Raw genomic sequence first — 22185 nt, 5'->3', positions numbered from 1 at the left:
TCCAATGTCGCTGCCCGCTTTGCTCGAACAACGTCTGCGTCTGCCCGTAGTGGCTGCGCCGATGTTCTTGATTTCCAACCCGCAACTGGTCCTTGCCTGCTGCCGCAACGGCGTGGTGGGCAGTTTTCCCGCACTCAATCAGCGTGAAAGCAGTGGCTTCAAGGCCTGGCTGGAAGAGATCGAAGCGGGCCTGGCGACACTGGAAAACCCGGCGCCGTATGCCGTGAACCTGATCGTGCACAACAGCAATCCGCGCCTGCAAGCGGACCTCGACATCTGCATCGAACATAAAGTACCGATCGTGATCACCAGCCTTGGCGCGGTAAAAGAGCTGGTGGATGCCGTGCACGGTTATGGCGGTCTGGTATTCCATGACGTGACGACTCGCCGCCATGCGGAAAAAGCCGCGGAGGCTGGCGTCGATGGTTTGATCGCCGTGGCCGCAGGCGCTGGTGGCCATGCCGGTACCTGGAGTCCGTTTTCGCTGATTGCCGAAATCCGTCAGTTCTTCGACAAGACCCTGTTGCTCGCCGGCTGCCTCAACCACGGCCATGAAATTCTGGCGGCACAATTGCTGGGGGCTGATCTGGCCTACTTCGGCACGCGATTTATCGGTACCACTGAAAGTCACGCGCCTGACGCCTACAAGGAGATGCTGCTGACTTCCAGAGCGGCCGACATCGTTCATACTCCGGCGGTGTCCGGCGTGCCGGCAAGTTTCATGCGTCAGAGCCTCGAAGCCGCGGGTTTCGACATGGCAGCGCTTCAGGGCAAGGGCGAAGTCAACTTCGGCTCCAAGCTCAAGCCGCTGAGTGATGAAGCCAAGGCGTGGAAAACCGTGTGGTCCGCCGGCCAAGGTGTCGGCGACATCAATGATCTGCCCAGCGTAGATGAACTGGTGGCACGCCTTGATGCCGAATACCGCAATGCGTTGCAACGAGCGAGCGAATTCCCCAAACGCTGGCCGCGCTGATCCACCGTTCGGCCAGCGCTTCACGGCTGACCTTATTACATTCGTATTTTTTTCTGACTACGCGACAAGGATGCCTCGCAATGAGCGATAACCGCTTCAAGATCGTCTTCGACGGCGCTCTGCTGCCTGGCGTGGATATCACGACTGCCAAATTCAATCTGGCCGAACTGTTCAAAAGTGACGTCGCCGCCATCGAACGCTTGTTCAGTGGCCGACCGGTCGCACTCAAGCGTGACCTGTCACAGGCAGATGCACAGACTTATCTTCAGGCACTGAAAAAAACCGGCATCGATGCACGAATCGAAAGCGAGCCTTCGATCGAACTCAGTCTGGCCGATGTCCACGAGCATGCCGCGCCCGATAACCAATTATCGGCAGAGCCTTCTTCGCCTTACGCGCCACCACGCGCAGCAGTCGGCGATACGCTGCCGGCGTTTGCAGCTCTGAAGCCGTTCAGCGTTGAAGGTCGCATCGGTCGCTTGCGCTATCTGGCCTGGACCATGGTGCTGACGCTAGTGACGCTCGGCATCGGCAGCATATTTGCCATGTTCGGTTTTGCCCTCATCAGCTCGGACTCCACCGCTGGCCTGATTCTGGTCGGCCTGCTGGCCTTTATTCTGGTGGTGGTACTCGCGATTGCCACTGTGCTGTTCATGATTCAGCGGCTGCACGATATCGGCTGGTCCGGCTGGCTATGGCTGCTGGTCCTGGTGCCTTTCGTCGGGAGCATTTTCCCGCTTGTGATCATGGTGATGCCCGGGAATGCTACCGCCAACCGCTATGGTCCACCTGCTCCACCCAATACCACTGCGGTGAAAGTGCTGGCCGCGCTGTGGCTGGTGTTTATCGCTCTTGGATTCATTGGCGGACTCGCCGGTGGCCTCACCGCCATTCAGAGCGAGTATGAGAGTGCGGCTCAAACCACCTACGAAAGTGACTCCGCGACCACCGATGGGATCGAAGATCCAACTGCCGTGGAAGTTGAGCCGGTGCCGGATGCCGTCGAGGATTCAGCCGAAGAAGCCGCGCCACCTGTAGACTCTGCGAAAGAATGAACAGCGCTCCCCGCCCGTGACACTGCGTCGCCGGCGCGGAGCTGTTGCGATGGAGAATTGCATGACCCGTTACGCTCTGATCACTGGCGCTTCCAGCGGCATCGGCCTGGCGATGGCCGAAGCCCTGGCCCGCCGTGGGCGCAGCCTGATTCTGGTGGCCCGACAGCGTGATCAGCTGGAAAGCATTGCGATTGAACTGACTCAACGTTTCGGCGTGGAGGTGCTGTTTCGCGCCTGCGATCTCGGTGAGCCGCTGAGGCTTTCCGGATTTTTGCTGGAACTGGAAGAAGGCGACCGGCAGATCGATCTGCTGGTCAACTGCGCCGGCATCGGCACTTGCGGACCTTTCCTGGCGCAGGACTGGATGACTGAGCAGGACCTGATCGAGGTCAACATTCTGGCCCTGACGCGCCTGTGTCACGCCATCGGCAACACAATGGCATTGCAAGGTGGCGGGCAAATATTGAACGTTGCATCGATTGCAGCCTTTCAGCCGGGCCCCTGGATGAGCACCTACTACGCAAGCAAAGCTTACGTGCTGCACTTTTCCGAGGCTTTGCGCGTCGAGCTGAAGAAATGCGCGGTAAAGGTATCGGTGCTGTGCCCCGGCCCGACCCGCACGGCATTCTTCCGCACCGCACAACTGAACACTGACAAGGTCAATGACCATAACCGGCTGATGAGTCCTGAAGAAGTTGCGCTCTACACTGTGCGCGCACTTGAGAAAAATCGCGCAATCATTATTCCCGGGAGGCGTAACCGCTGGATCGCATTCCTGCCACGTTTCGGTTCACGCTGGCTGAACCGCACGATCGCCGGCAGGATCAACAAGGCTTACTGCCCTCGCTGAAGGGTCTGACGCAAAATTCTGGGCTGCTGTATCTTCCCTGAGTACACTCAGGCCAGCCCCTACAATGGAGAAAACCGCTGTGGATACTCTGTTTACCAAGATTATCAACCGGGAGATCCCGGCGAAAATCATCTACGAGGACGACCAGGTTCTGGCCTTCCACGACATTGCCCCCCAGGCACCGGTGCATTTTCTGGTCATTCCGAAGAAGCCCGTGCGCACCCTCAACGATCTCACCGAGGACGACAAGGCATTGGCCGGGCATATTCTGTTCACCGCCCAGCGTCTGGCGCTGGAACTCGGCTGCGAAGAAGGGTTCCGCGTGGTCATGAATTGCAATGAACTCGGCGGGCAAACTGTCTATCACATTCACATGCATGTGCTGGGTCAGCGCCAGATGAACTGGCCGCCGGGTTAATAGAACACGGATGACCCAGCGCAAACCTTCGACGGCCTGTTGAGTTAAACTGGCCGCCGAGATTTTTCCCGGAGGTCAGCATGACTACCCAACGTCACTATTCGCCCATTGACCGTCTCCTGTTGCAAGCTGACGCCGCCATGCGCACCCTGCTGCCTTCCAGTGGCCAGCCGTATCGTCCGTCGCCCGCCATCGTGCAGCCGGACGTGCAACTAAGCGATGAAGACACTCGCCACGTCGCCGGTCTGATGCGCATCAACCATACCGGCGAAGTCTGTGCCCAGGCGCTTTATCAGGGCCAGGCGCTGACAGCCAAACTGCCGCAAGTGCGTGCCGCGATGGAACACGCTGCGGAAGAAGAAATCGACCATCTAGTCTGGTGCGAGCAACGCATCCACCAATTGGGCAGTCATACCAGCATTCTCAATCCGCTGTTCTATGGAATGTCTTTCGGCATTGGCGCAGTTGCAGGGCTGATCAGTGACAAGGTCAGTCTGGGTTTTGTTGCGGCCACCGAACATCAAGTCTGCAAACACCTGAACGAGCACCTCGAACAATTGCCTGCCGAAGACGAAAAGTCCCGGGCGATTCTCCAGCAGATGCGTATTGATGAAGAACATCATGCTGAAAGTGCACTGGAGGCAGGCGGGTTTCGTTTTCCGGCGCCGGTACGGTTTGGGATGAGTCTGTTGGCGAAGGTCATGACCAAGAGTACTTATCGGATCTGACCTGTGTTGTGTATCCCACACATGAAAAAGGCGACTGCCGTGAGGTAGTCGCCTTTTTTGTGCCCGGGAAAACTTAGGTCGGCATGTTGCGCGCGTAGAAGATTTCGAGCATTTCGTGTTTCACACGATCTGTCACTTGCGCACGTTGCTCAGTGGACAGGTTGTTGGTTGCGTCACCGAACAGGTAGTTATCCAGTTCGAAGTTCTTCAACAACATTTTGGTGTGGAACAGGTTCTCCTGGTACACGTTCACGTCGGTCATCTGATACGCGTCGCGGGTGTCTTCGGAAAGGTAGTTCTGGATCGAGTTGATCTCGTGGTCGATGAAGTGCTTCTTGCCTTCGACGTCACGAGTGAAACCGCGCACGCGATAATCCACGGTCACAATGTCCGAATCGAACTGGTGAATCAGGAAGTTGAGCGCTTTAAGCGGTGAAATGACACCACAGGTCGACACGTCAATGTCCACACGGAAAGTTGCAATACCGTCCACCGGATGGATTTCCGGATAGGTATGCACCGTGATATGGCTCTTGTCGAGGTGGGCCAGGATAATTTCGGGCAGCGGGCCCGGCGATTCTTCGATCTGGCTGTCGGTCGGGGTCACCGGCTCTTCAGAGATCAGAATCGTGACGCTGGCGCCCTGCGGATCGTAATCCTGACTGGCGATGTTCAGGATGTTGGCACCAATGATATCGACAACTTCTGTGAGAATCTGCGTCAGGCGTTTCGCGTTGTACTCTTCATTGATGTACTCGACGTAAGCCTGCTGGTCTTGCGGAGTTTCCGCATAGCAGATGTCATAGATGTTGAAGCTCAAGGTCTTTGTCAGGTTATTGAACCCGTGGAGCTTGAGTTTGCTTTTCACCGTTAAAAACTCTCTATGTATTGCGGCCCGGCCGCGTGATCAAGCATGCCCGTCAGATGCGAACGACGCACCTGCGTAGGACGGTTAACACCTCTTCGCGATGGCGATTTTGGTTGTCTGTCCGGGTGCGAGGTCTGTTGGTTGACCGACCACTACCCTGAAAAAAGTGGCGCATTATGCAGACGTCAGCGTGGGATCGCCAGAGTCTGCACTGCTTTTATGATAGTTGAATGTCGATTCAACCGAGTTCGACGATTTCGTAGTCGTGGGTAATCTCGACACCGCCCGCGCCGAGCATGATCGACGCCGAGCAGTACTTCTCGGCGGACAGCTCGATGGCACGCTTGACCTGGGCTTCTTTCAGCCCCCGACCCTTGACCACGAAGTGCATATGAATTTTGGTGAAGACCTTGGGATCTTCAGTCGCGCGCTCGGCTTCCAGGAAGGCTTCGCAGCTCTCGACGGCCTGACGGGACTTTTTGAGGATGCTGACCACGTCGAAATTGCTGCAACCGCCAACGCCCAGCAAGAGCATTTCCATGGGCCGCACACCCAGGTTACGACCGCCGGACTCGGGTGGACCGTCCATGACCACGACATGACCGCTGCCGGATTCACCGAGGAACATGGCTTCGCCAGCCCATTGGATGCGTGCCTTCATCGCCAAGACTCCACTGTATAAAAAAGGGTCGCCAGCTTAGCACAGGGACTTGGGTTGACCGGTCCTAAGACATATCCGTCCGAGCTGTAAGGTAAATGCTCGAATGTTGCGGGACGTGTCTGGTAAGCTGACGCCAATCCGCTGGCGCATAGCCAGCTTCGCGGCGAACCGTCCTCCATCGTTCGCCAACAACTACAAAAAATATCAAATACACCGTGCAGTCTTTTCGGGATACAACCATGGTTGCTATTGCCCCACCACCCAAAATCAAAAATCTCGACAAACTGCTGACGCATTGCCAGCGCCGCCGTTATGCGGCCAAGAGCAACATCATCAGTGAGGGCGACCGCTCGGAAACGCTGTTCTTCATTATCAAGGGTTCCGTCACCATCCTCATCGAAGACGATGACGGTCGTGAAATGGTCATCGCCTACCTGAACTCCGGGGATTTCTTCGGCGAACTGGGCCTGTTTGAGCAGGCAGGTCACGAGCAGCAGCGCAGCGCCGGAGTTCGGGCGAAGATCGAGTCCGAGGTCGCAGAAATCAGCTACGCGAAATTTCGCGAACTGTCCCTGCTAGACCCTGAGATTCTTTACGTACTCAGCGGACAAATCGCACAACGCCTGCGCAACACCACGCGCAAGGTCGGTGACCTGGCATTCTTCGACGTCACTGGACGTGTCGCTCGCTGCCTGCTGGAGTTGTGCAAACAGCCGGACGCCATGACGCACCCCGATGGCATGCAGATCAAGGTGACGCGTCAGGAAATCGGACGGATTGTCGGCTGTTCGCGGGAAATGGTCGGCCGGGTACTCAAGGATCTGGAAGAGCGCAACCTGGTGGACGTTAAAGGCAAGACCATGGTGGTCTTCGGCACGCGTTAAATCTCGAACATCCGCGCCAGCAACTGCCGGTACAACGCATCGAGCCGCTCAAGTGCATCCGGGGCGCTGAATTTTTCATGCAGGGCGATGTGGCTCTCGGCGCGAACCCGCTGCTCAAGACCGCAGGCCTCATTGAAGCGATTGACTGCCGCAACCATCGACTCGCGCTCGTTCTCCAGCAACATGGCACCGTGGACCAATCCCACCGGCCGCGTGCCACCCTTGCTTTGACGCCAGCGCTGAGCGGTGCCGACCATTTTGCGTCCGTCGAGGTTGACGTTGAAACGGCCATCGCAGAATGCGCCATCGATTTCACCCAGCGACGAAACGCCGCCCTGTTCATCGAGCAACTGACAGATCGGATCACAGAGTCGGCGGTAGGCGCTTTCGATGCGGTTCTGATCGCCCTCGCTGTGTAGGGGGGCGTAGACCAGTGCGATGTTAAGGGTTGAGGGGGATTGCGGAACCGGCTCGCCGCCGGTTTCTCGCAGCAGTACCGGCCAACCGGCGGCTGCGGATACCTCGCAAGCGGCTTCGAAACCGGGTAGGCGACTCAGTCGGCGCGGCATGACCAAGGCCCGGTCGCTGGGTTGCCAGAACAAGAGGCTGAACTCTGAGTCGCCCGTGCAGACGTGGGCCAATAAATCCTGTTCGGCCTGCAGGCCGGCTTCGACGCTGAGGTTGGTCGGCTGGGTCATGGACTATTCCGCAAGGTCTGAAATTTTTGGGGAATTCAAAGGCCTCTTCGCGAGCAAGCCCGCTCCCACATTGGTCCGCGTTCACTCAGACAATGCTGATCAACTATGGGAGCGAGCCTGGTCCGGGCGGCGTTCCGACGATGAGGCCGGCCCGGCACATCAACACTCAGTCGAGGGTAGAACCACTCACCACAACACCGCGCTCCGGGAAGAACAGGCGCTGCAACTCGGTGCCTGGGTTTTCAGCGCGCATGAACGCCTCACCCACCAGGAATGCGTACACGTCGCTGATTTCCATCAGCTCAACGTCGGCCCGATTGAGGATGCCACTTTCCGTGATCACCAGACGATCACGCGGAATACGCGGTAACAGGTCCAGCGTGGTTTCCAGATTGACGTCGAAGGTATGCAGGTTGCGGTTGTTAATGCCCACCAGTGGCGTATCGAGGGTTTTCAGTGCACGTTCCAGTTCGTCACCGTCGTGCACTTCCACCAACACGTCGAGGCCGACGCTCTTCGCCACTGCCGCCAGCTCGGCCATTTTCACGTCGTCCAGCGCAGACACGATCAACAGCACGCAGTCCGCACCCAACGCGCGGGCTTCGATGATCTGGTATGGATCGATCATGAAATCCTTGCGGATCACTGGCAGGTTGCAGGCAGCCCGCGCCTGCTGCAGGTATGCATCGGCACCCTGGAAGTAATCGATATCGGTCAGCACCGACAGGCACGTTGCGCCGCCCTTCTCGTAGCTTTTGGCGATGTCGGCAGGCACGAAATCTTCGCGGATCACACCTTTGCTCGGCGATGCTTTTTTGATTTCAGCAATCACCGCGGGCTCTTTCAGCTTGGCCTGAGCGATCAGTGCCTTGGCGAAACCACGGGGTGCATCGGCCGCCTTGGCCAGACTTTCCAGCTCGGCGAGACTCACACGAGCGCTGCGCTCGGCGACTTCTTCGACTTTACGCGCCAGAATGTTTTCCAGAACCGTCGGTACACTCATCCCTCATTCTCCACTCTGAATACCGCGGTAAATGCACCCAGCTCCTCAAGCTTTTCCCGAGCGAGGCCGGTGTGCAGCGCGTCGTGCGCCAGGGCAACGCCCTCTTTCAAACTGGTCGCCAGGTCGGCGGCGTACAACGCCGCACCGGCATTGAGCACGATCATTTCGGCGGCTTTCTGACCGTTCTCGGTCTTGCGCTTGCCGAGGGCATCGCGAATCAGCTCAAGCGAAGCCGCCGGGCTTTCTACCGCCAGACCGTGCAGGCTCTGGCTCTTCATGCCCAGGTCTTCAGGCTCGACCCAGTACTCGGTGACCTGATCATTCTTCAATTCCGCGACAAAGGTCGGCGCGGCCAGACTGAATTCGTCGAGGCCGTCCTTGGAATGCACCACCAACACATGCTTGCTGCCCATGCGCTGCAAGACTTCGGCCAACGGCCGGCACAACGCCTGGCTGAACACGCCGACAACTTGATGCTTCACGCCGGCCGGATTCGTAAGCGGGCCAAGCATGTTGAACAAGGTGCGCAGACCTAGCTCGCGGCGTGGGCCGGCGGCGTGTTTCATCGCGCTGTGGTGCGTCTGGGCAAACATGAAACCGATGCCGACGTTGTCGATGCAGCGCGCGACCTGGACTGGCGTCAGGTTCAGATAGATGCCGGCCGCTTCGAGCAGATCGGCGCTGCCGCTCTTGCCCGATACCGCGCGGTTACCATGCTTGGCGACCGTGCAACCGGCAGCGGCCACCACAAACGAGGACGCAGTAGAAACGTTGAAGATGTTCGCGCCGTCGCCGCCGGTACCGACCACGTCCACCACGCCATCAAGCGTTTTCAATTCGACCTTGTCTGCCAGCTCGCGCATGACCGACACCGCGCCGACTATCTCGTCGATGCTTTCGCTCTTCATGCGCATGGCCATCATGAACGCGCCGATCTGCGCGTCGGTGCATTGCCCGGTCATGATCTCGCGCATTACATCGCGCATTTCTTCGGTGCTTAGGTCGAGCTGATCGACGATACGGCTCAGGGCTGTCTTGATATTCATGGAAAGTCCTTAGCGCGTGCCGCCGGTTTGTTTGAGGAAGTTGGCGAACAGCTCGTGGCCCTGCTCGGTGAGGATGGACTCGGGATGAAATTGCACGCCTTCGATGTTCAGCGTCTTGTGGCGCAGGCCCATGATTTCGTCGACGGTGCCGTCTTCGTGCTGAGTCCAGGCAGTCAGCTCCAGACAGTCCGGCAGAGTTTCGCGTTTTACGACCAACGAGTGATAGCGCGTAACCGTCAGCGGATGATTCAGACCTTCGAACACGCCTTTGTCTTCGTGGAAAACCGGGCTGGTCTTGCCGTGCATGACCTGGCGTGCGCGGACCACATCGCCGCCAAAGGCCTGGCCAATCGATTGATGGCCAAGGCAGACGCCGAGAATCGGCAGCTTGCCGCCGAAGTGTTTGATCACGTCGATCGAGACGCCAGCTTCGTTCGGCGTGCACGGGCCGGGGGAAACGACAATCCGCTCGGGGTTGAGCGCTTCGATTTCGGCGAGGGTAAGTTCATCGTTGCGCACGACTTTGACCTGGGAGCCAAGCTCACCGAGGTATTGCACAACGTTGTAAGTAAAAGAGTCGTAGTTATCGATCATCAGCAACATGGCGTTAAGAACCTCTTGAATTCACTGACTTCAGTTCAGCCTTCGGATGCGTTGCCCGCAGCGTCCTGCACTTTGTCGGTCGCTGGAATCGCGCCTCAAAGCGGTTTGTCGTGCGGGTAAAGAAGGCAAAGCGATGAAAATCCGGCCGGGCCGGCAGAAGGATTCAGGCGCGCCAACGCCAACGGGCGTGTGCCTTGATGACTTGATCCAGAAGTTTGCTGACGATCAACACGGGGAAGGTCTCATTTATGCGTCCGGGCACAGTAACTTAGCTGGGCAGAGCGTGCAATATGGGCGATTGAAGCGCGTCGGACATTCCAACGGGTTCGCGCCAAACGGCAACACGCTCTATAGTTTTTGGCACTGTCGTTTCACTCACCAGAACAATAACAAAACGGATTTGCCCATGCTCAGACAGAAACTGGCTGTACCGCTCGCCGGCTGCTTGCTCGCCATAGCCTGCACCGAGGCGATCGCGGCGCCCAACCCCTACTCGAACTTCATCGTATTTGGCGACAGCCTGAACGATGCCGGGCAGTTCACGGACATCGGCGGACCGTCGGGCTCGACCCTGCGGTTCACCAACCGCACCGGACCACTTTATCGGGATGGCAGTGGTGAGGTGTTTTCCGCCAACTCGACGCAGTTGCTGGGTGGCCAGCTCGGGTTTTCGGCGGATCAGACCGCCGCATCAACGTCGGCCGCGCGTGCGCGCCTGGGTTTGCCGGACGGCAATAACTGGGCAGTCGGCGGTTACCGCACCGATCAGATCCTGACGTCGATCACCATCGCCTCCGCCACCGGTGAACGTGCGCGTCAGGGTTATCTGCCGAGCAATGGTTTTCGCGCCGATCCGAATGCTCTTTATTACTTGTCCGGGGGCGGCAACGATTTTCTTCAGGGGCGCGTGCAAAGCGCCGTACAGGCCAACGCTGCGGCAGACCGACTGGCCAACAGCGTGCAAGTCCTGCAAACCGCCGGCGCCCGCTATGTGATGGTCTGGCTGTTACCGGATCTGGGCCTGACCCCGGCCATCAATGGCACGCCCCTGCAAGCCGGCACCTCACAGCTGAGTGCCGCCTTCAACCGGCAATTGGTCACTCGACTGGCAGGGATCGACGCCGAAATCATCCCACTCAACGTGCCGCTTCTGTTGCAGGAAACTTTTGCTGACCCGGCGCGATTTGGCCTGGCTACCGGCCAGAACCTGATTGGCACCTGCTTCAGCGGCAACGGCTGCGTGGAAAATCCGCTGTATGGCATCAACAGCGCCACGCCGGATCCGAGCAAGCTGGTCTACAACGATGCCGTGCATGCGACCGAATCCGGGCAGCGGCTGATTGCCGATTACGCCTATTCCTTACTGGCAGCGCCGTGGGAACTGACGCTCTTGCCGGAAATGGCCCACGCCACATTACGTGCGCATCAGGATGAATTGCGCAGCCAGTGGCAATCGGACTGGGAAGACTGGCAGGCCATCGGTCAGTGGCGGGCGATCGTTGCCGGTGGCGGCCAGCACCTGGATGTGGACAGCCAAACCAGCGGCGCCAGCGCCGATGGCAGTGGTGCCAACGTGAACATCGGTGGCAGCTACCGTCTCAATGAGGCCTGGCGTGTGGGTGTTGCGGCGGGTTTCTATCGGCAGAATCTGGAAGCCGGCAGTAACGATTCGGACTACAAACTGAACAGCTATCTAGCCACCGCGTTTGCCCAGTTTCAACACAATCGCTGGTGGGCCGATGCCGCTTTGACCGGCGGGAAACTGGACTACGACAATCTCAAGCGCAAGTTTGACCTCGGCCCCGGTGAGGGTGCGGAAAAGGGTGACACCGACGGTCATCTCTGGGCGTTCAGCACGCGTCTGGGTTATGACATTGCACAGCCAGGCAGCGATTGGCATTTGTCGCCATTCATCAGCGCCGACTACGCCAAGGTGGAAGTTGACGGTTACTCGGAGAACAGTAACCACTCCACAGCGTTGAGCTTCGATGATCAAAAGCGCGATTCAAAACGCTTGGGCGCGGGACTGCAGGGCAAGTACCAGATCACCCCGCAGACGCAGGTGTTCGGCGAATACGCCCACGAGCGTGAATATGAGGATGACACGCAGAAAGTGAACATCGCCCTCAATAGCCTGCCCTCGCTCGACTTCAGACTGGACGGCTATGCGCCGCAGAGTCATCTGAATCGGGTGAGCCTGGGGATCAGCCACAAATTGACGGCCGATCTGGCGTTGCGCGGTGGTTATACGCTGCGCAAAGATGATGATTTCACCCAGCAGGGCATCAATGTCGGGGTTGCGCTGGACTTCTGAATCGCGGGCAATAAAAAACGCGGCGCCCTCACAGGCGCCGCGTTTTTTTGTGCTGATGAAGTCACTGTGGGAGCGAGCTTGCTCGCGATGGGAGCATCACGGTCAACATTGATGTTGCCTGACTCACGGGGGCAAGCCCCCTCGCCACAGAGTGTCGCTGCGAGTTCAAGCGTCCGGGGTTTGCTCGGCCAGTGCCACCGCACGGAACATCGCGCGGCGTTTGTTCAGGGTTTCTTCCCATTCCAGCGCCGGCACCGAGTCGGCGACGATGCCGCCACCGGCTTGTACGTGCAGTTCGCCGTTCTTGATCACCGCCGTGCGGATCGCAATCGCGGTGTCCATGTTGCCGTTCCAGGCGAAGTAACCGACAGCACCGCCATAGACGCCACGCTTGACCGGTTCCAGCTCGTCGATGATTTCCATCGCGCGGATTTTCGGTGCGCCGGACAACGTCCCCGCCGGCAGAATCGCCCGCAGGGCGTCCATCGCGGTCAGACCGGCTTTCAGTTGCCCAGTGACGTTGGAAACGATGTGCATCACGTTGGAATAACGTTCGATGACCATTTTCTCGGTGAGCTTCACCGAACCGATTTCCGAAACGCGACCGGTGTCATTGCGCCCAAGGTCGATGAGCATCAAGTGCTCGGCGATTTCCTTGTCGTCGGACAGCAGGTCTTTTTCCAGCGCCACGTCAGCTTCTTCGGTGGCCCCACGCGGACGGGTACCGGCAATCGGGCGCACGGTGATCAGGTTGTCCTCTACCCGCACCAGCACTTCCGGCGAACTGCCGACCACGTGGAAGTCGCCGAAGTTGAAGAAGTACATGTAAGGCGTCGGATTGAAGCAACGTAGCGCCCGGTACAGATCGATCGGGGCAGCTTTGAAATCAATCGACATACGCTGCGACGGCACGACTTGCATGCAGTCGCCAGCGAGGATGTATTCCTTGATGGTGTCGACGGCTTTTTCGTAATCGCTTTGCGTGAAGCTCGAACGGAACACCGGGTCAGCCGCTTGCTGCTTGCTGAAATCCAGGCCACGACGCGGGGTGATCGGCTGGCGCAGTTGCTCCAGCAGTTCTTCGAGGCGCGCCTGACCTTGCTCGAACGCATCGTCCTGCGACGGATCGGCGAGGACAATCGCGTGCATCTTGCCGGCGAGGTTGTCGAACACCACCACTGCGTCGGAGACCATCAGCAGAATGTCCGGCACGCCCAGCGGATCCGGGTTCGGGCATTTTCCCAGACGCTTTTCCACATAGCGCACGCAGTCATAACCGAAATAACCCACCAGACCGCCATTGAAGCGCGGCAGACCGGGGATGGTCGGCACGTTGTAACGGGCCTTGAACGCTTCGACAAACGCCAGCGGATCTTCGACGTCGTGGCTTTCGATCTCGACGCCGTCATGGGTCACGCTGACGTGATGGTCATGCACGCGCAGCACAGTGCGGCATGGCAGCCCGATGATCGAGTAACGGCCCCACTTCTCCCCGCCCTGTACCGATTCGAGCAGGTAGGAATTGGGCTTGTCAGCCAGTTTCAGGTAGATCGACAGCGGCGTGTCGAAGTCGGCCAGGGTTTCACAGGCAAGCGGGACGCGGTTGTAGCCGGCAGCGGCCAAACGCAGGAATTCTTCGCGGATCATGGGGTAGCCTCGTGGCTTGAGGTTGTAACAGTCAGGTATGCAAACGCGCCGGGATGCCGGCCAGGATCAAGTCAGGCGCGCCAACGCCAGCGGGCCAGGGCCTTGATGACTTTCATCCAGAGTTTGCGAGTGACCACCACGATGGCGTTTCCAGAATAGGGTTGAGCAGCGTCGGGCAACGTTATCCCAGAGGCCAGATCCAGGCAACCGGGAATTAATTTGCGCAAATCGTCGATCACCAGCGCCGGCGATTCTTCGGCGATCGGCCGGCCATGGTTGTAGCCATAACTGAGGGCCACGCATTTGACCCCCGCCGCTTTCGCCGCCAGCACATCGCTGCGCGAGTCGCCGACGAACAAGGATTGCGAGGCGGGAATATTGGCCATTTTCATCACGAAGAACAGCGCCGCCGGGTCAGGTTTTTTCTGTGGCAGGGTGTCGCCGCCGATGATCCACTTGAAGTAACGGCCGATCTTCATCTGATCCAGCAACGGCGCGACGAAGCGTTCCGGCTTGTTGGTGATCAGCGCCATCGCCACGCCCTGCTTGCTCAGCCACTTCAGGGTGTCGCGCACGCCGGGGTAGACGACAGTCAGGTTGTGATTTTCGCTGTAAGCCTCCATGAAGATGTCCAGTGCGGCTTCAGCTTCAACGTCGTCGACCGTGGAATGCTCGATTCCACCTGCCAATGCCCGACGAACCAGGACCGGTGCGCCGTTGCCGACCCACTCACGTACTGAATCGAGACCGGCGGGCGCACGGCCGAGTTTGAGCAGCATGTTATCCACAGCCGCCGCGAGGTCCGGGACCGAATCGATCAGTGTGCCATCCAGATCGAACATCACCAGCCGCGGCAAACGCCCAGGGAAGAGCTGCTCAAAGCCGCTCATGGGCGGGTCAGCGCCAGTTCGGAACGCATCTTTTCGATCACTTCCTGGTAGTTCGGCGCATTGAAAATCGCCGAGCCGGCGACAAAGGTGTCGGCGCCAGCAGCGGCGATTTCACGAATGTTGTTCACGTTCACGCCGCCGTCGATTTCCAGCCGAATGTCACGCCCGGAGGCATCGATCAAGGCCCGCGCTTCGCGCAGTTTATCGAGGGTGCCGGGGATGAACTTCTGCCCGCCGAAGCCAGGGTTGACGCTCATCAGCAGGATCATGTCGACCTTGTCCATCACGTACTTGAGCACGTCCAGCGGGGTCGCCGGGTTAAACACCAGGCCGGATTTGCAGCCGCCTTCGCGAATCAGTTGCAGGGAACGGTCGACGTGCTGCGTGGCTTCCGGGTGGAAGGTGATGTAGGTCGCGCCGGCTTCGATGAAGTCGCCGACTATACGGTCCACCGGGCTGACCATCAGATGGGCGTCGATGGGCGCGGTGACGCCATATTTGCGCAGCGCCGCGCAAACCATCGGGCCGATGGTCAGGTTCGGTACGTAATGGTTGTCCATGACATCGAAGTGCACGAAGTCGGCGCCGGCGGCCAGGACGTTGTCCACTTCCTCACCCAGGCGGGCGAAGTCGGCGGAGAGAATCGACGGAGCAATGACGAAGGGCTGCATGACGCACCTTTTTTGAACAGAATCACGATGGCGCGCATTGTATACCTCATGCTTTGGCGCGCGCACCGTGGCTAAGATGATTGGGCTGTTCTAGTACGCAGCCCGGTAGATCTTCTCGATATCCGCGGCGCTCAATTTGCGTGGATTGTTGCGCATCAGGCGCTCGATTCCCGCCGCCTCTGCTGCCATGGCCGGGATCGCTTCTTCGGGCACGTTGAAACTGCGCAGGCCGCGCGGGATTTCCACGGCGGCGCAGAGTGCGGTCATCGCTTCGACGGCTTTGTCGGCCGCTTCGTTGGCGCTCAGATGCGCGGTCTTCACGCCCATCGCTTCGGCAATGTCCTGCATGCGTTCGACGCAGGCCATTTTGTTCCAGGTCATCACGTAGGGCAGCAACAGCGCGTTGCTGACGCCGTGGGCAATGTTGAAGCGCCCGCCCAATGGGTACGCCAATGCATGCACCGCGCCGACCCCGGCATTGCCGAACGCCATGCCGGCCATCAGGCTCGCGGTGGCCATGTCTTCGCGCGCTTGCAGGTGGGAAGGATTGGCATAGGCCTTGGGCAGCGCATTGGCGATCAGTTTGATGGCGCCGATGGCCAGCGCGTCAGTGATCGGCGAGGCGTTGACCGACAGATACGATTCGATGGCGTGCACCAACGCGTCGACGCCACTCGCCGCCGTGACACTGCGCGGACAAGTCAGGGTCATTTGCGGGCTGACCAGTGCAACGTCCGGCAGCAGGTAGTCGCTGACGATGCCTTTCTTCAACTGCGCGACCTTGTCGGAGAGGATCGCCACGTTGGTGACTTCCGAACCGGTGCCGGCGGTGGTCGGGATGGCGATCAGCGGCGGGCCTTTGCGCGGCACCTGGTCGACGCCGAACAAGTCCTCCAGCGCGCCGTGGTAACCGGCGTACGCCGCGACACTTTTTGCGATGTCGATCGCACTGCCGCCGCCCAGCCCGATCAAACCGTCATGCCCGCCGTCGCGGTAAGCGCGCATGCAATCTTCGACAATGGCGATTTCCGGGTCAGGCAGGACGCGGTCGAAGATTTCGTAGCTGCGTCCACCCAACTGCGCCAGCGCCAGCTCGACCGTGCCGGATTTCACCAGTGCGGCATCGGTGACGATCAGCGGATTGTCGACGTCGAGGCGAGTGAGTTCAGCAGCGAGTTGCTCGATGGCAGCGGCGCCGGTGATCAGTTTGTGAGCGATTTTGAAAGAGGAAAGACTCATGGTGCGCAGCCTCTTATAGATAGGGGAGCTGGGCACAATAGTAGCTGGGGATTTCGGGTTGTCTTGTATTCAGGGGGTGAATGACTGTTGGCAGCCAACACCCGCTCCCACAATGGATCGAGTAATAGCTTCAGACCTGGGCGGTGCGCAGTTTTTCGCTGCGGCCGCGCAACCATTCCAGGGTCAGCAGCAGGACCACCGAAAAAGCGATCAGCAGCGTCGCAGCCGCGGCAATGGTCGGGCTGAGGTTTTCGCGGATACCGCTGAACATCTGCCGCGGCAACGTCGCTTGCTCGGGACCTGCGAGGAACAGCGTCACCACCACTTCATCGAACGACGTCGCAAAGGCGAACAGCGCCCCCGAGATGACACCCGGCGCGATCAGCGGCAAGGTCACGCGGCGGAACGCGGTCAACGGCGAAGCACCGAGACTGGCTGCCGCCCGCACCAGGTTATGGTTGAACCCCTGCAACGTCGCCGACACCGTGATAATCACGAACGGCACACCCAACACCGCATGCACCACGATCAGCGAGAAGAAACTGTTGCCCAGACCCAGCGGTGCAAAAAACAGATAACTCGCCACCCCGATGATCACCACCGGCACCACCATCGGCGAAATCACCAGCGCCATGACCAAGGCCTTGCCCGGGAAATCGCCACGGGTCAGGCCGATGGCCGCCAGCGTGCCGAAGATCATCGCCAGCACCGTCGCCGCCGGGGCGACAATGACGCTGTTCCTCAGCGCGCGCATCCATTCCGCCGAGGCGAAGAAATCCTGGTACCACTGCAGCGAAAAACCTTGCAGCGGGTACACCAGGAAACTGCCGGAGTTGAACGACAGCGGGATGATCACCAGCACCGGCAGAATCAGGAACAGCAGAATCAAGCCGCAGAGAATCCGCAAGCTGTAGAACCACACCCGTTCGATGGGCGACATATAAGGATTCAGCATTTCGATTCTCCCTTAGCTCAGGCGCAGACGACTGGCGCCCACCAGCCAGCTGTAGATCAAATAAAGCACCACGGTCGCCAACAGCAACAACCCACCGAGCGCGGTCGCCATACCCCAGTTGATGCTGGTGTTGGTGTAGAAGGCGACGAAGTAGCTGACCATTTGATCGTTCGGGCTACCCAGCAATGCCGGGGTGATGTAGTAGCCGATGGCGAGGATGAAGACCAACAGGCAACCGGCGCCAACACCGGCGTAGGTCTGCGGGAAGTACACCCGCCAGAAACTGGCGAACGGGTGGCAGCCGAGGGAGATCGCCGCGCGCATGTAAGTCGGCGAGATGCCTTTCATCACGCTGTAGATGGGTAGAATCATGAACGGCAGCAGGATATGCACCATCGAGATGTAAACCCCGGTGCGGTTGAACACCAGCTCCAGCGGCTTATCGATGATGCCCAATGCCATCAGGCCACTGTTGATCAGGCCACCCGATTGCAGCAACACGATCCACGCGGCGACGCGCACCAGAATCGAGGTCCAGAATGGCAGCAGGACCAGAATCATCAGCAGGTTGCTTTGCCGCGACGGCAGGTTGGCCAGCAGGTACGCCAACGGATATGCCAGCACCAGGCAGATCGCGGTAATGACGAAACCCATCCAGAACGTGCGGGCGAAGATATCCAAGTAAATCGCCTGATCCGGCGTGGCCGGGGCGACTTCGCCGAGGTCGTCGATACGGTGATCAACCGACGCCAGCAAGTAATAAGGGGTGATGCTGCTGGTGTTGCGACGCACCGCTTGCCAATAGGCCGGGTCGCCCCAACGCTCGTCGAGACTTTCCAGTGCTTCTTTATAGGAGGACGGCTCGGTGGCGAACGGCAAGGCACGGGCGGTTTTGGTCAGCAGGCTGCGATAGCCGGCCAGTTCCATGTTCAAGCGCTTGGACAGATCGCCCAGGGTTTGATTTTTTCGCGCTTCGGCGAGGTCTTCGCTGGCCGCTTTGTAAACCGGCTCTGCGGGCAGGCCACGGCCGTCCCAACTGGCGATGGCCGCCACGGTGCGCGGCATGCCGCCGACCACTTCCGGGTTACCAACGCTTTTGTAGAGCAGCGCCACGATCGGCACCAGGAACACCAGCAGCAGGAAAATCACCAGTGGCGCAATCAAGGCTTGAGCCTTCCAGCGATTGATCCGCTCGGCATGCTTGAGCCGCTGCTTCAAGGTGGGATCAGTGCCCGCGTTCACGGGAATGGCGGTGGCCATGGCGTACTCCGGAAATCTTTGATCGTTACAGAGGCGGCGTACCGCCTCTGTTGTGTTGAAACACCACAACCTGTGGGAGCGAGCCTGCTCGCGAAAGCGGTGGATCAATCAACATAAATGTTGAATGTGATGCCCTCTTCGCGAGCAGGCTCGCTCCCACAGTGGGTTGTGGTTACTTCGCAGCCCAGGAATTGAAGCGCTGCTCCAGTTGCTCGCCGTTGTCAGCCCAGAAGCTGACGTCGATCTGCACCTGATTGGCGATGTTTTCCGGGGTGGTCGGCATGTCTTTCAAGACGTCTTTGTTCAGCAGCGGTACGGCCTGGGTATTGGCCGGACCGTAAGCAATGTTTTCCGAGTAGGTCTTCTGCTGCTGCGGCTGCACCGAGAAGGCGATGAATTTCTTCGCCGCTTCTGCGCGCTTAGGGTCCAGGCCACGAGGGATTGCCCACGCGTCGAAGTCGTAGATTCCGCCGTTCCATACCACTTTCAGGTTGCTTTCTTTCTGCACGGCAGCGATTCGGCCGTTGTAGGCCGAGCTCATGACCACGTCGCCGGAGGCGAGGTACTGCGGCGGTTGCGCGCCGGCTTCCCACCACTGGATGCTCGGCTTGAGTTCATCGAGTTTCTTGAACGCGCGATCCTGACCGTCTTTGCCGGCCAGCACTTTGTAGACGTCTTTGGGCGCGACGCCGTCGGCCATCAAGGCGAATTCCAGGGTGTACTTGGCGCCTTTACGCAGGCCGCGCTTGCCCGGGAATTGCTTGGTGTCCCAGAAATCGGCCCAACTGGTCGGTGCGGTTTTCAGCTTGTCGGCGTTATAGGCCAGCACGGTCGACCAGACGAAGAAACCCACGCCGCACGGCTGAATGGCGCCTTTGACGTAATCTTCAGTCTTGCCGAACAGTGCCGGGTCGAGTTGCTCGAACATGTCTTCGTCGCAACCACGGGACAGTTCTGGCGATTCAACTTCCACCAGGTCCCAGGAAACACTCTTGGTGTCGACCATGGCTTTGACCTTGGCCATCTCACCGTTGTATTCACCGGCGACGATTTTGCCGTTGCCCGCCGCTTCCCACGGTGCGTAGAAGGCTTTGACCTGCGCTGCCTTGTTCGCCCCACCAAAGGACACCACAGTCAGGTCCGGGCCCGCCGCCATTGCGTGTGCCGCGCCGATCATGCCGACAACCAGGGCGGTGAATTTCAGGGATCTCAACATTTATTGTTCTCTCCACGTGCAGGGTTGGTTGAAGCAGGGGGGCGATTAATTCGCCTCTAAAAGCGGGTCGAGAGCGCGAACGTGTTCGACCTGCCAGCCAAGCGGTACCACGTCGCCGACGGCCAGCCCGGGATCGAGCTCGGCAATCGGCTGTTTCACAAAAAAGTCGGTCTTGCCGCAGACTTCCAGGCGAACCCGGACGTGATCGCCCAGATAGATGAATTCCGCCACCCTCCCTGAGAAGCGGTTGACGCAGGATTCGCTCGAGCCGTTGAGGCTGATGCGTTCCGGGCGAATCGACAGCGTGACGGGCTCGCCGGTCCGGCCGACGTTGACGGCCAGCGCTTCAACCTTTTCACCGCGCGCGAGCTCGACCACGCAACGGTCGCCCGAGTGGCTGTGCAAGCGGCCGTTGAGACGGTTGTTCTCGCCGATGAAGTTGGCAACGAAGGTGTTTTTCGGTTCTTCGTAAAGGCTGCGCGGCGGAGCGATCTGCTGGATTTCACCTTGATGAAATACGGCGACGCGGTCAGACATGGTCAGCGCTTCACCCTGATCGTGGGTCACGTAGACCACGGTCACGCCGAGGCGCTGGTGCAGGTGTTTGATTTCCATCTGCATGTGTTCACGCAGTTGCTTGTCGAGTGCACCGAGCGGTTCGTCCATCAGCACCAGTTGCGGCTCGAACACCAGTGCCCGGGCCAGGGCCACGCGCTGTTGCTGGCCGCCGGACAATTGCGCCGGATAACGCTGGGCGAAGGTGTCTAGCTGAACCATGCTCAGGACTTTTTTCACCTTGTCGCTGACATCGCTTTTGTTCAGACCGCGCACGGTCAGCGGGAAGGCCAGGTTCTCGGCCACCGTCATGTGCGGGAACAACGCGTAGTTCTGGAACACCATGCCGATGTCGCGCTTGTGCGGCGGCACGTTGTTGATGGAACGCCCGGCCAGGAGAATTTCGCCGGCGGTGGGGGTTTCGAAACCGGCGAGCATCATCAGGCTGGTGGTCTTGCCGGAGCCGGACGGCCCGAGCAGCGTCAGAAATTCACCTTTGCGAATATCCAGGTTGAGGTCTTTGACGATCAGGTTCTCGCCGTCGTAGCTCTTCTGCACTCCACGAAAGCTGACCAGAATGTCACTGGCCCCTGCGCTTGAATCGACCTGGCTCATACCCACACCTTTGTTATTGATGACTGCTGTGGATTAAGCCTAGTGGACGCTGGAGAGCACGCAAATCGGGGCGCAGGAGAGAATCGCCTCAGCCGGATGGAAGGTTGGGGGTAGGGATTGCCCTACAGAGATGGCGCGTTTTGGCAAACGCAGCGTCAGGTTTCAAGCCGCAAGCGGCAAGTAGAGGCAAAAGCAGGTTTACGGGGTGTCGCAAATAGATATGCCAACACTGAACCAGTGGGAGTGAGCCTGCTCGCGATGGCATTCAGTCAGTCAGCACTTTAGCGACTGATCCACAGCCATCGCGAGCAGGCTCACTCCTACAGTTTTGATTGCGGCGTCCTTTAAAGCAGTTTGTGCTCCATCGCGTATTTCACCAGCTCGGCCAGCGAGGTGATGTTGAGCTTTTGCATCAGCCGCGCCTTGTGGGTGCTGATGGTTTTGCTGCTCAACGCCAGTTGCTGGGCGATGTCATTGACGTTGGCGCCCTGGGCCAGGCGTTCGAACACCGAGAACTCCCGTTCCGACAGTAACGAATGCAACGGCCGCGAATCGGTCAGACCGACTTCGAAGACCATGCGATCGGCCAGGTCCGGGTCGATGTAGCGCCCACCCGCAGCAACCTTGCGAATCGCCGTCAGCAACAGGGCCGGATCGCTGTCCTTGGTCGCATAACCCGCCGCGCCGACTTTCAACGCCCGGGCGGCCATCTGCGCTTCGTCGTGCATCGACAACACCAGGATCGCCGGCGGATTGTTCAACGCGCGAATGCGCGGGATCGCCTCCAGGCCATTCACGCCCGGCATCGAAATGTCCAGCAACACCACTTCGCAGGGAACATGCCGCAAGGTTTCGAGCAGTTGCTCCCCGTTGCTCGCCTCTCCCACTACCAGCAAATCCTTGGCGAGGCCGATCAATTGCTTGATGCCTTCGCGAACGATGGTGTGATCTTCGGCTACCAGTACACGGATCACGTTCTTCTCCAGATTCAGGATCTATCGCGAGCAGGCTCGCTCCCACAAGTACAGAGCACCTG

Annotated in this window: 22 protein-coding genes; 7 read left to right on the top strand and 15 right to left on the bottom strand. The window is 59.2% G+C overall.

The window, feature by feature from the left end; all coding sequences use genetic code 11:
- Window positions 1-4 precede the first annotated feature (4 nt).
- From ACYZTS_RS09970 to coq7, 5 genes are all read left to right on the top strand, one after another.
- Window positions 5-973, top strand: a complete 969-nt coding sequence (locus tag ACYZTS_RS09970; RefSeq protein ID WP_461995647.1) for an NAD(P)H-dependent flavin oxidoreductase — start codon at window positions 5-7, stop codon at window positions 971-973.
- An 80-nt stretch (window positions 974-1053) separates the two neighbouring features.
- Window positions 1054-2028 carry a DUF805 domain-containing protein gene (locus ACYZTS_RS09965; protein WP_461995645.1) on the top strand — a complete coding sequence of 325 codons (975 nt, stop codon included), beginning with the start codon at window positions 1054-1056 and terminating at the stop codon, window positions 2026-2028.
- 61 nt (window positions 2029-2089) lie between these two features.
- A complete protein-coding gene (locus tag ACYZTS_RS09960; protein WP_461995643.1) occupies window positions 2090-2878 on the top strand; it encodes an SDR family NAD(P)-dependent oxidoreductase in 789 nt (262 codons plus the stop codon).
- Between the two features lie 79 nt (window positions 2879-2957).
- The gene (locus tag ACYZTS_RS09955; protein WP_017128660.1) at window positions 2958-3296 is read left to right on the top strand and encodes a histidine triad nucleotide-binding protein; all 339 of its coding nucleotides are present in this window, start codon (window positions 2958-2960) and stop codon (window positions 3294-3296) included.
- An 80-nt stretch (window positions 3297-3376) separates the two neighbouring features.
- Window positions 3377-4024, top strand: coding sequence for a 2-polyprenyl-3-methyl-6-methoxy-1,4-benzoquinone monooxygenase (gene coq7, locus ACYZTS_RS09950; protein WP_461995641.1), 648 nt, complete (start codon window positions 3377-3379; stop codon window positions 4022-4024).
- 73 nt (window positions 4025-4097) lie between these two features.
- Here coq7 and speD read toward each other — a convergent pair whose 3' ends face one another.
- A complete protein-coding gene (speD, locus tag ACYZTS_RS09945) occupies window positions 4098-4892 on the bottom strand; it encodes an adenosylmethionine decarboxylase (protein ID WP_150579369.1) in 795 nt (264 codons plus the stop codon).
- Window positions 4893-5130: 238 nt separating this feature from the next.
- Window positions 5131-5553, bottom strand: a complete 423-nt coding sequence (locus tag ACYZTS_RS09940) for an OsmC family protein (protein WP_028621483.1) — start codon at window positions 5551-5553, stop codon at window positions 5131-5133.
- Window positions 5554-5792: 239 nt separating this feature from the next.
- Between ACYZTS_RS09940 and crp the strand changes: the two genes are divergently transcribed.
- The gene (gene crp / locus ACYZTS_RS09935) at window positions 5793-6437 is read left to right on the top strand and encodes a cAMP-activated global transcriptional regulator CRP (protein WP_461995638.1); all 645 of its coding nucleotides are present in this window, start codon (window positions 5793-5795) and stop codon (window positions 6435-6437) included.
- Here the strand turns inward: crp and ACYZTS_RS09930 are convergent.
- The 4 genes from ACYZTS_RS09930 to ACYZTS_RS09915 form a co-directional block, all read right to left on the bottom strand.
- A complete protein-coding gene (locus tag ACYZTS_RS09930; RefSeq protein WP_461995636.1) occupies window positions 6434-7135 on the bottom strand; it encodes a lipoate--protein ligase family protein in 702 nt (233 codons plus the stop codon). The two genes, crp and ACYZTS_RS09930, sit on opposite strands and share 4 nt — an antisense overlap.
- 166 nt (window positions 7136-7301) lie before the next feature.
- Complete coding sequence (gene trpC, locus ACYZTS_RS09925) at window positions 7302-8138, bottom strand: indole-3-glycerol phosphate synthase TrpC (RefSeq protein WP_028621486.1); 837 nt, start codon at window positions 8136-8138, stop codon at window positions 7302-7304.
- A complete protein-coding gene (trpD, locus tag ACYZTS_RS09920) occupies window positions 8135-9184 on the bottom strand; it encodes an anthranilate phosphoribosyltransferase (protein ID WP_028621487.1) in 1050 nt (349 codons plus the stop codon). Before trpD ends, trpC begins: the two co-directional genes overlap by 4 nt.
- 9 nt (window positions 9185-9193) lie before the next feature.
- Window positions 9194-9787, bottom strand: a complete 594-nt coding sequence (locus ACYZTS_RS09915; protein WP_461995633.1) for an aminodeoxychorismate/anthranilate synthase component II — start codon at window positions 9785-9787, stop codon at window positions 9194-9196.
- Between the two features lie 406 nt (window positions 9788-10193).
- Between ACYZTS_RS09915 and estP the strand changes: the two genes are divergently transcribed.
- The gene (gene estP, locus ACYZTS_RS09910) at window positions 10194-12101 is read left to right on the top strand and encodes an esterase EstP (RefSeq protein ID WP_461995631.1); all 1908 of its coding nucleotides are present in this window, start codon (window positions 10194-10196) and stop codon (window positions 12099-12101) included.
- 165 nt (window positions 12102-12266) lie between these two features.
- Here estP and trpE read toward each other — a convergent pair whose 3' ends face one another.
- The 9 genes from trpE to ACYZTS_RS09865 form a co-directional block, all read right to left on the bottom strand.
- On the bottom strand, window positions 12267-13748 hold the full coding sequence (trpE, locus tag ACYZTS_RS09905) for an anthranilate synthase component I (protein ID WP_150579361.1): 1482 nt from the start codon (window positions 13746-13748) through the stop codon (window positions 12267-12269).
- Window positions 13749-13819: 71 nt separating this feature from the next.
- The gene (locus tag ACYZTS_RS09900) at window positions 13820-14638 is read right to left on the bottom strand and encodes a phosphoglycolate phosphatase (RefSeq protein ID WP_028621491.1); all 819 of its coding nucleotides are present in this window, start codon (window positions 14636-14638) and stop codon (window positions 13820-13822) included.
- Window positions 14635-15309, bottom strand: coding sequence for a ribulose-phosphate 3-epimerase (rpe, locus tag ACYZTS_RS09895; protein ID WP_028621492.1), 675 nt, complete (start codon window positions 15307-15309; stop codon window positions 14635-14637). The genes ACYZTS_RS09900 and rpe overlap by 4 nt, the downstream gene beginning before the upstream one ends.
- 90 nt (window positions 15310-15399) lie before the next feature.
- A complete protein-coding gene (locus tag ACYZTS_RS09890) occupies window positions 15400-16548 on the bottom strand; it encodes an iron-containing alcohol dehydrogenase (RefSeq protein ID WP_028621493.1) in 1149 nt (382 codons plus the stop codon).
- A 130-nt stretch (window positions 16549-16678) separates the two neighbouring features.
- Window positions 16679-17503, bottom strand: coding sequence for an ABC transporter permease (locus ACYZTS_RS09885; RefSeq protein ID WP_028621494.1), 825 nt, complete (start codon window positions 17501-17503; stop codon window positions 16679-16681).
- A gap of 12 nt (window positions 17504-17515) precedes the next feature.
- Entirely contained in the window at window positions 17516-18763 is a 1248-nt protein-coding gene (locus ACYZTS_RS09880) for an ABC transporter permease (protein ID WP_028621495.1), read from the bottom strand.
- 172 nt (window positions 18764-18935) lie between these two features.
- On the bottom strand, window positions 18936-19979 hold the full coding sequence (locus ACYZTS_RS09875) for an ABC transporter substrate-binding protein (protein WP_028621496.1): 1044 nt from the start codon (window positions 19977-19979) through the stop codon (window positions 18936-18938).
- Window positions 19980-20024: 45 nt separating this feature from the next.
- Window positions 20025-21149: an ABC transporter ATP-binding protein gene (locus ACYZTS_RS09870; RefSeq protein WP_461995627.1), complete on the bottom strand. Its 1125-nt coding sequence runs from the start codon at window positions 21147-21149 to the stop codon at window positions 20025-20027.
- Between the two features lie 344 nt (window positions 21150-21493).
- Window positions 21494-22123 carry a response regulator gene (locus ACYZTS_RS09865; protein ID WP_003210977.1) on the bottom strand — a complete coding sequence of 210 codons (630 nt, stop codon included), beginning with the start codon at window positions 22121-22123 and terminating at the stop codon, window positions 21494-21496.
- Window positions 22124-22185 lie beyond the last annotated feature (62 nt).

The sequence above is a fragment of the Pseudomonas sp. TMB3-21 genome (assembly GCF_054898145.1).
Note: the sequence above shows the minus strand (reverse complement) of the source record. Positions and strands in the feature narration are given on the sequence as shown.

Bases quoted from the DNA above. Each gene is read 5' to 3' on its own strand.
- ACYZTS_RS09970 (WP_461995647.1), top strand. From the start codon at position 5: ATGTCGCTGCCCGCTTTGCTCGAACAACGTCTGCGTCTGCCCGTAGTG.
- ACYZTS_RS09965 (WP_461995645.1), top strand. From the start codon at position 1,054: ATGAGCGATAACCGCTTCAAGATCGTCTTCGACGGCGCTCTGCTGCCT.
- ACYZTS_RS09960 (WP_461995643.1), top strand. From the start codon at position 2,090: ATGACCCGTTACGCTCTGATCACTGGCGCTTCCAGCGGCATCGGCCTG.
- coq7 (WP_461995641.1), top strand. From the start codon at position 3,377: ATGACTACCCAACGTCACTATTCGCCCATTGACCGTCTCCTGTTGCAA.
- ACYZTS_RS09940 (WP_028621483.1), bottom strand. From the start codon at position 5,553: ATGAAGGCACGCATCCAATGGGCTGGCGAAGCCATGTTCCTCGGTGAA.
- crp (WP_461995638.1), top strand. From the start codon at position 5,793: ATGGTTGCTATTGCCCCACCACCCAAAATCAAAAATCTCGACAAACTG.
- ACYZTS_RS09930 (WP_461995636.1), bottom strand. From the start codon at position 7,135: ATGACCCAGCCGACCAACCTCAGCGTCGAAGCCGGCCTGCAGGCCGAA.
- trpC (WP_028621486.1), bottom strand. From the start codon at position 8,138: ATGAGTGTACCGACGGTTCTGGAAAACATTCTGGCGCGTAAAGTCGAA.
- trpD (WP_028621487.1), bottom strand. From the start codon at position 9,184: ATGAATATCAAGACAGCCCTGAGCCGTATCGTCGATCAGCTCGACCTA.
- ACYZTS_RS09915 (WP_461995633.1), bottom strand. From the start codon at position 9,787: ATGTTGCTGATGATCGATAACTACGACTCTTTTACTTACAACGTTGTG.
- estP (WP_461995631.1), top strand. From the start codon at position 10,194: ATGCTCAGACAGAAACTGGCTGTACCGCTCGCCGGCTGCTTGCTCGCC.
- trpE (WP_150579361.1), bottom strand. From the start codon at position 13,748: ATGATCCGCGAAGAATTCCTGCGTTTGGCCGCTGCCGGCTACAACCGC.
- ACYZTS_RS09900 (WP_028621491.1), bottom strand. From the start codon at position 14,638: ATGAGCGGCTTTGAGCAGCTCTTCCCTGGGCGTTTGCCGCGGCTGGTG.
- rpe (WP_028621492.1), bottom strand. From the start codon at position 15,309: ATGCAGCCCTTCGTCATTGCTCCGTCGATTCTCTCCGCCGACTTCGCC.
- ACYZTS_RS09890 (WP_028621493.1), bottom strand. From the start codon at position 16,548: ATGAGTCTTTCCTCTTTCAAAATCGCTCACAAACTGATCACCGGCGCC.
- ACYZTS_RS09885 (WP_028621494.1), bottom strand. From the start codon at position 17,503: ATGCTGAATCCTTATATGTCGCCCATCGAACGGGTGTGGTTCTACAGC.
- ACYZTS_RS09880 (WP_028621495.1), bottom strand. From the start codon at position 18,763: ATGGCCACCGCCATTCCCGTGAACGCGGGCACTGATCCCACCTTGAAG.
- ACYZTS_RS09875 (WP_028621496.1), bottom strand. From the start codon at position 19,979: ATGTTGAGATCCCTGAAATTCACCGCCCTGGTTGTCGGCATGATCGGC.
- ACYZTS_RS09870 (WP_461995627.1), bottom strand. From the start codon at position 21,149: ATGAGCCAGGTCGATTCAAGCGCAGGGGCCAGTGACATTCTGGTCAGC.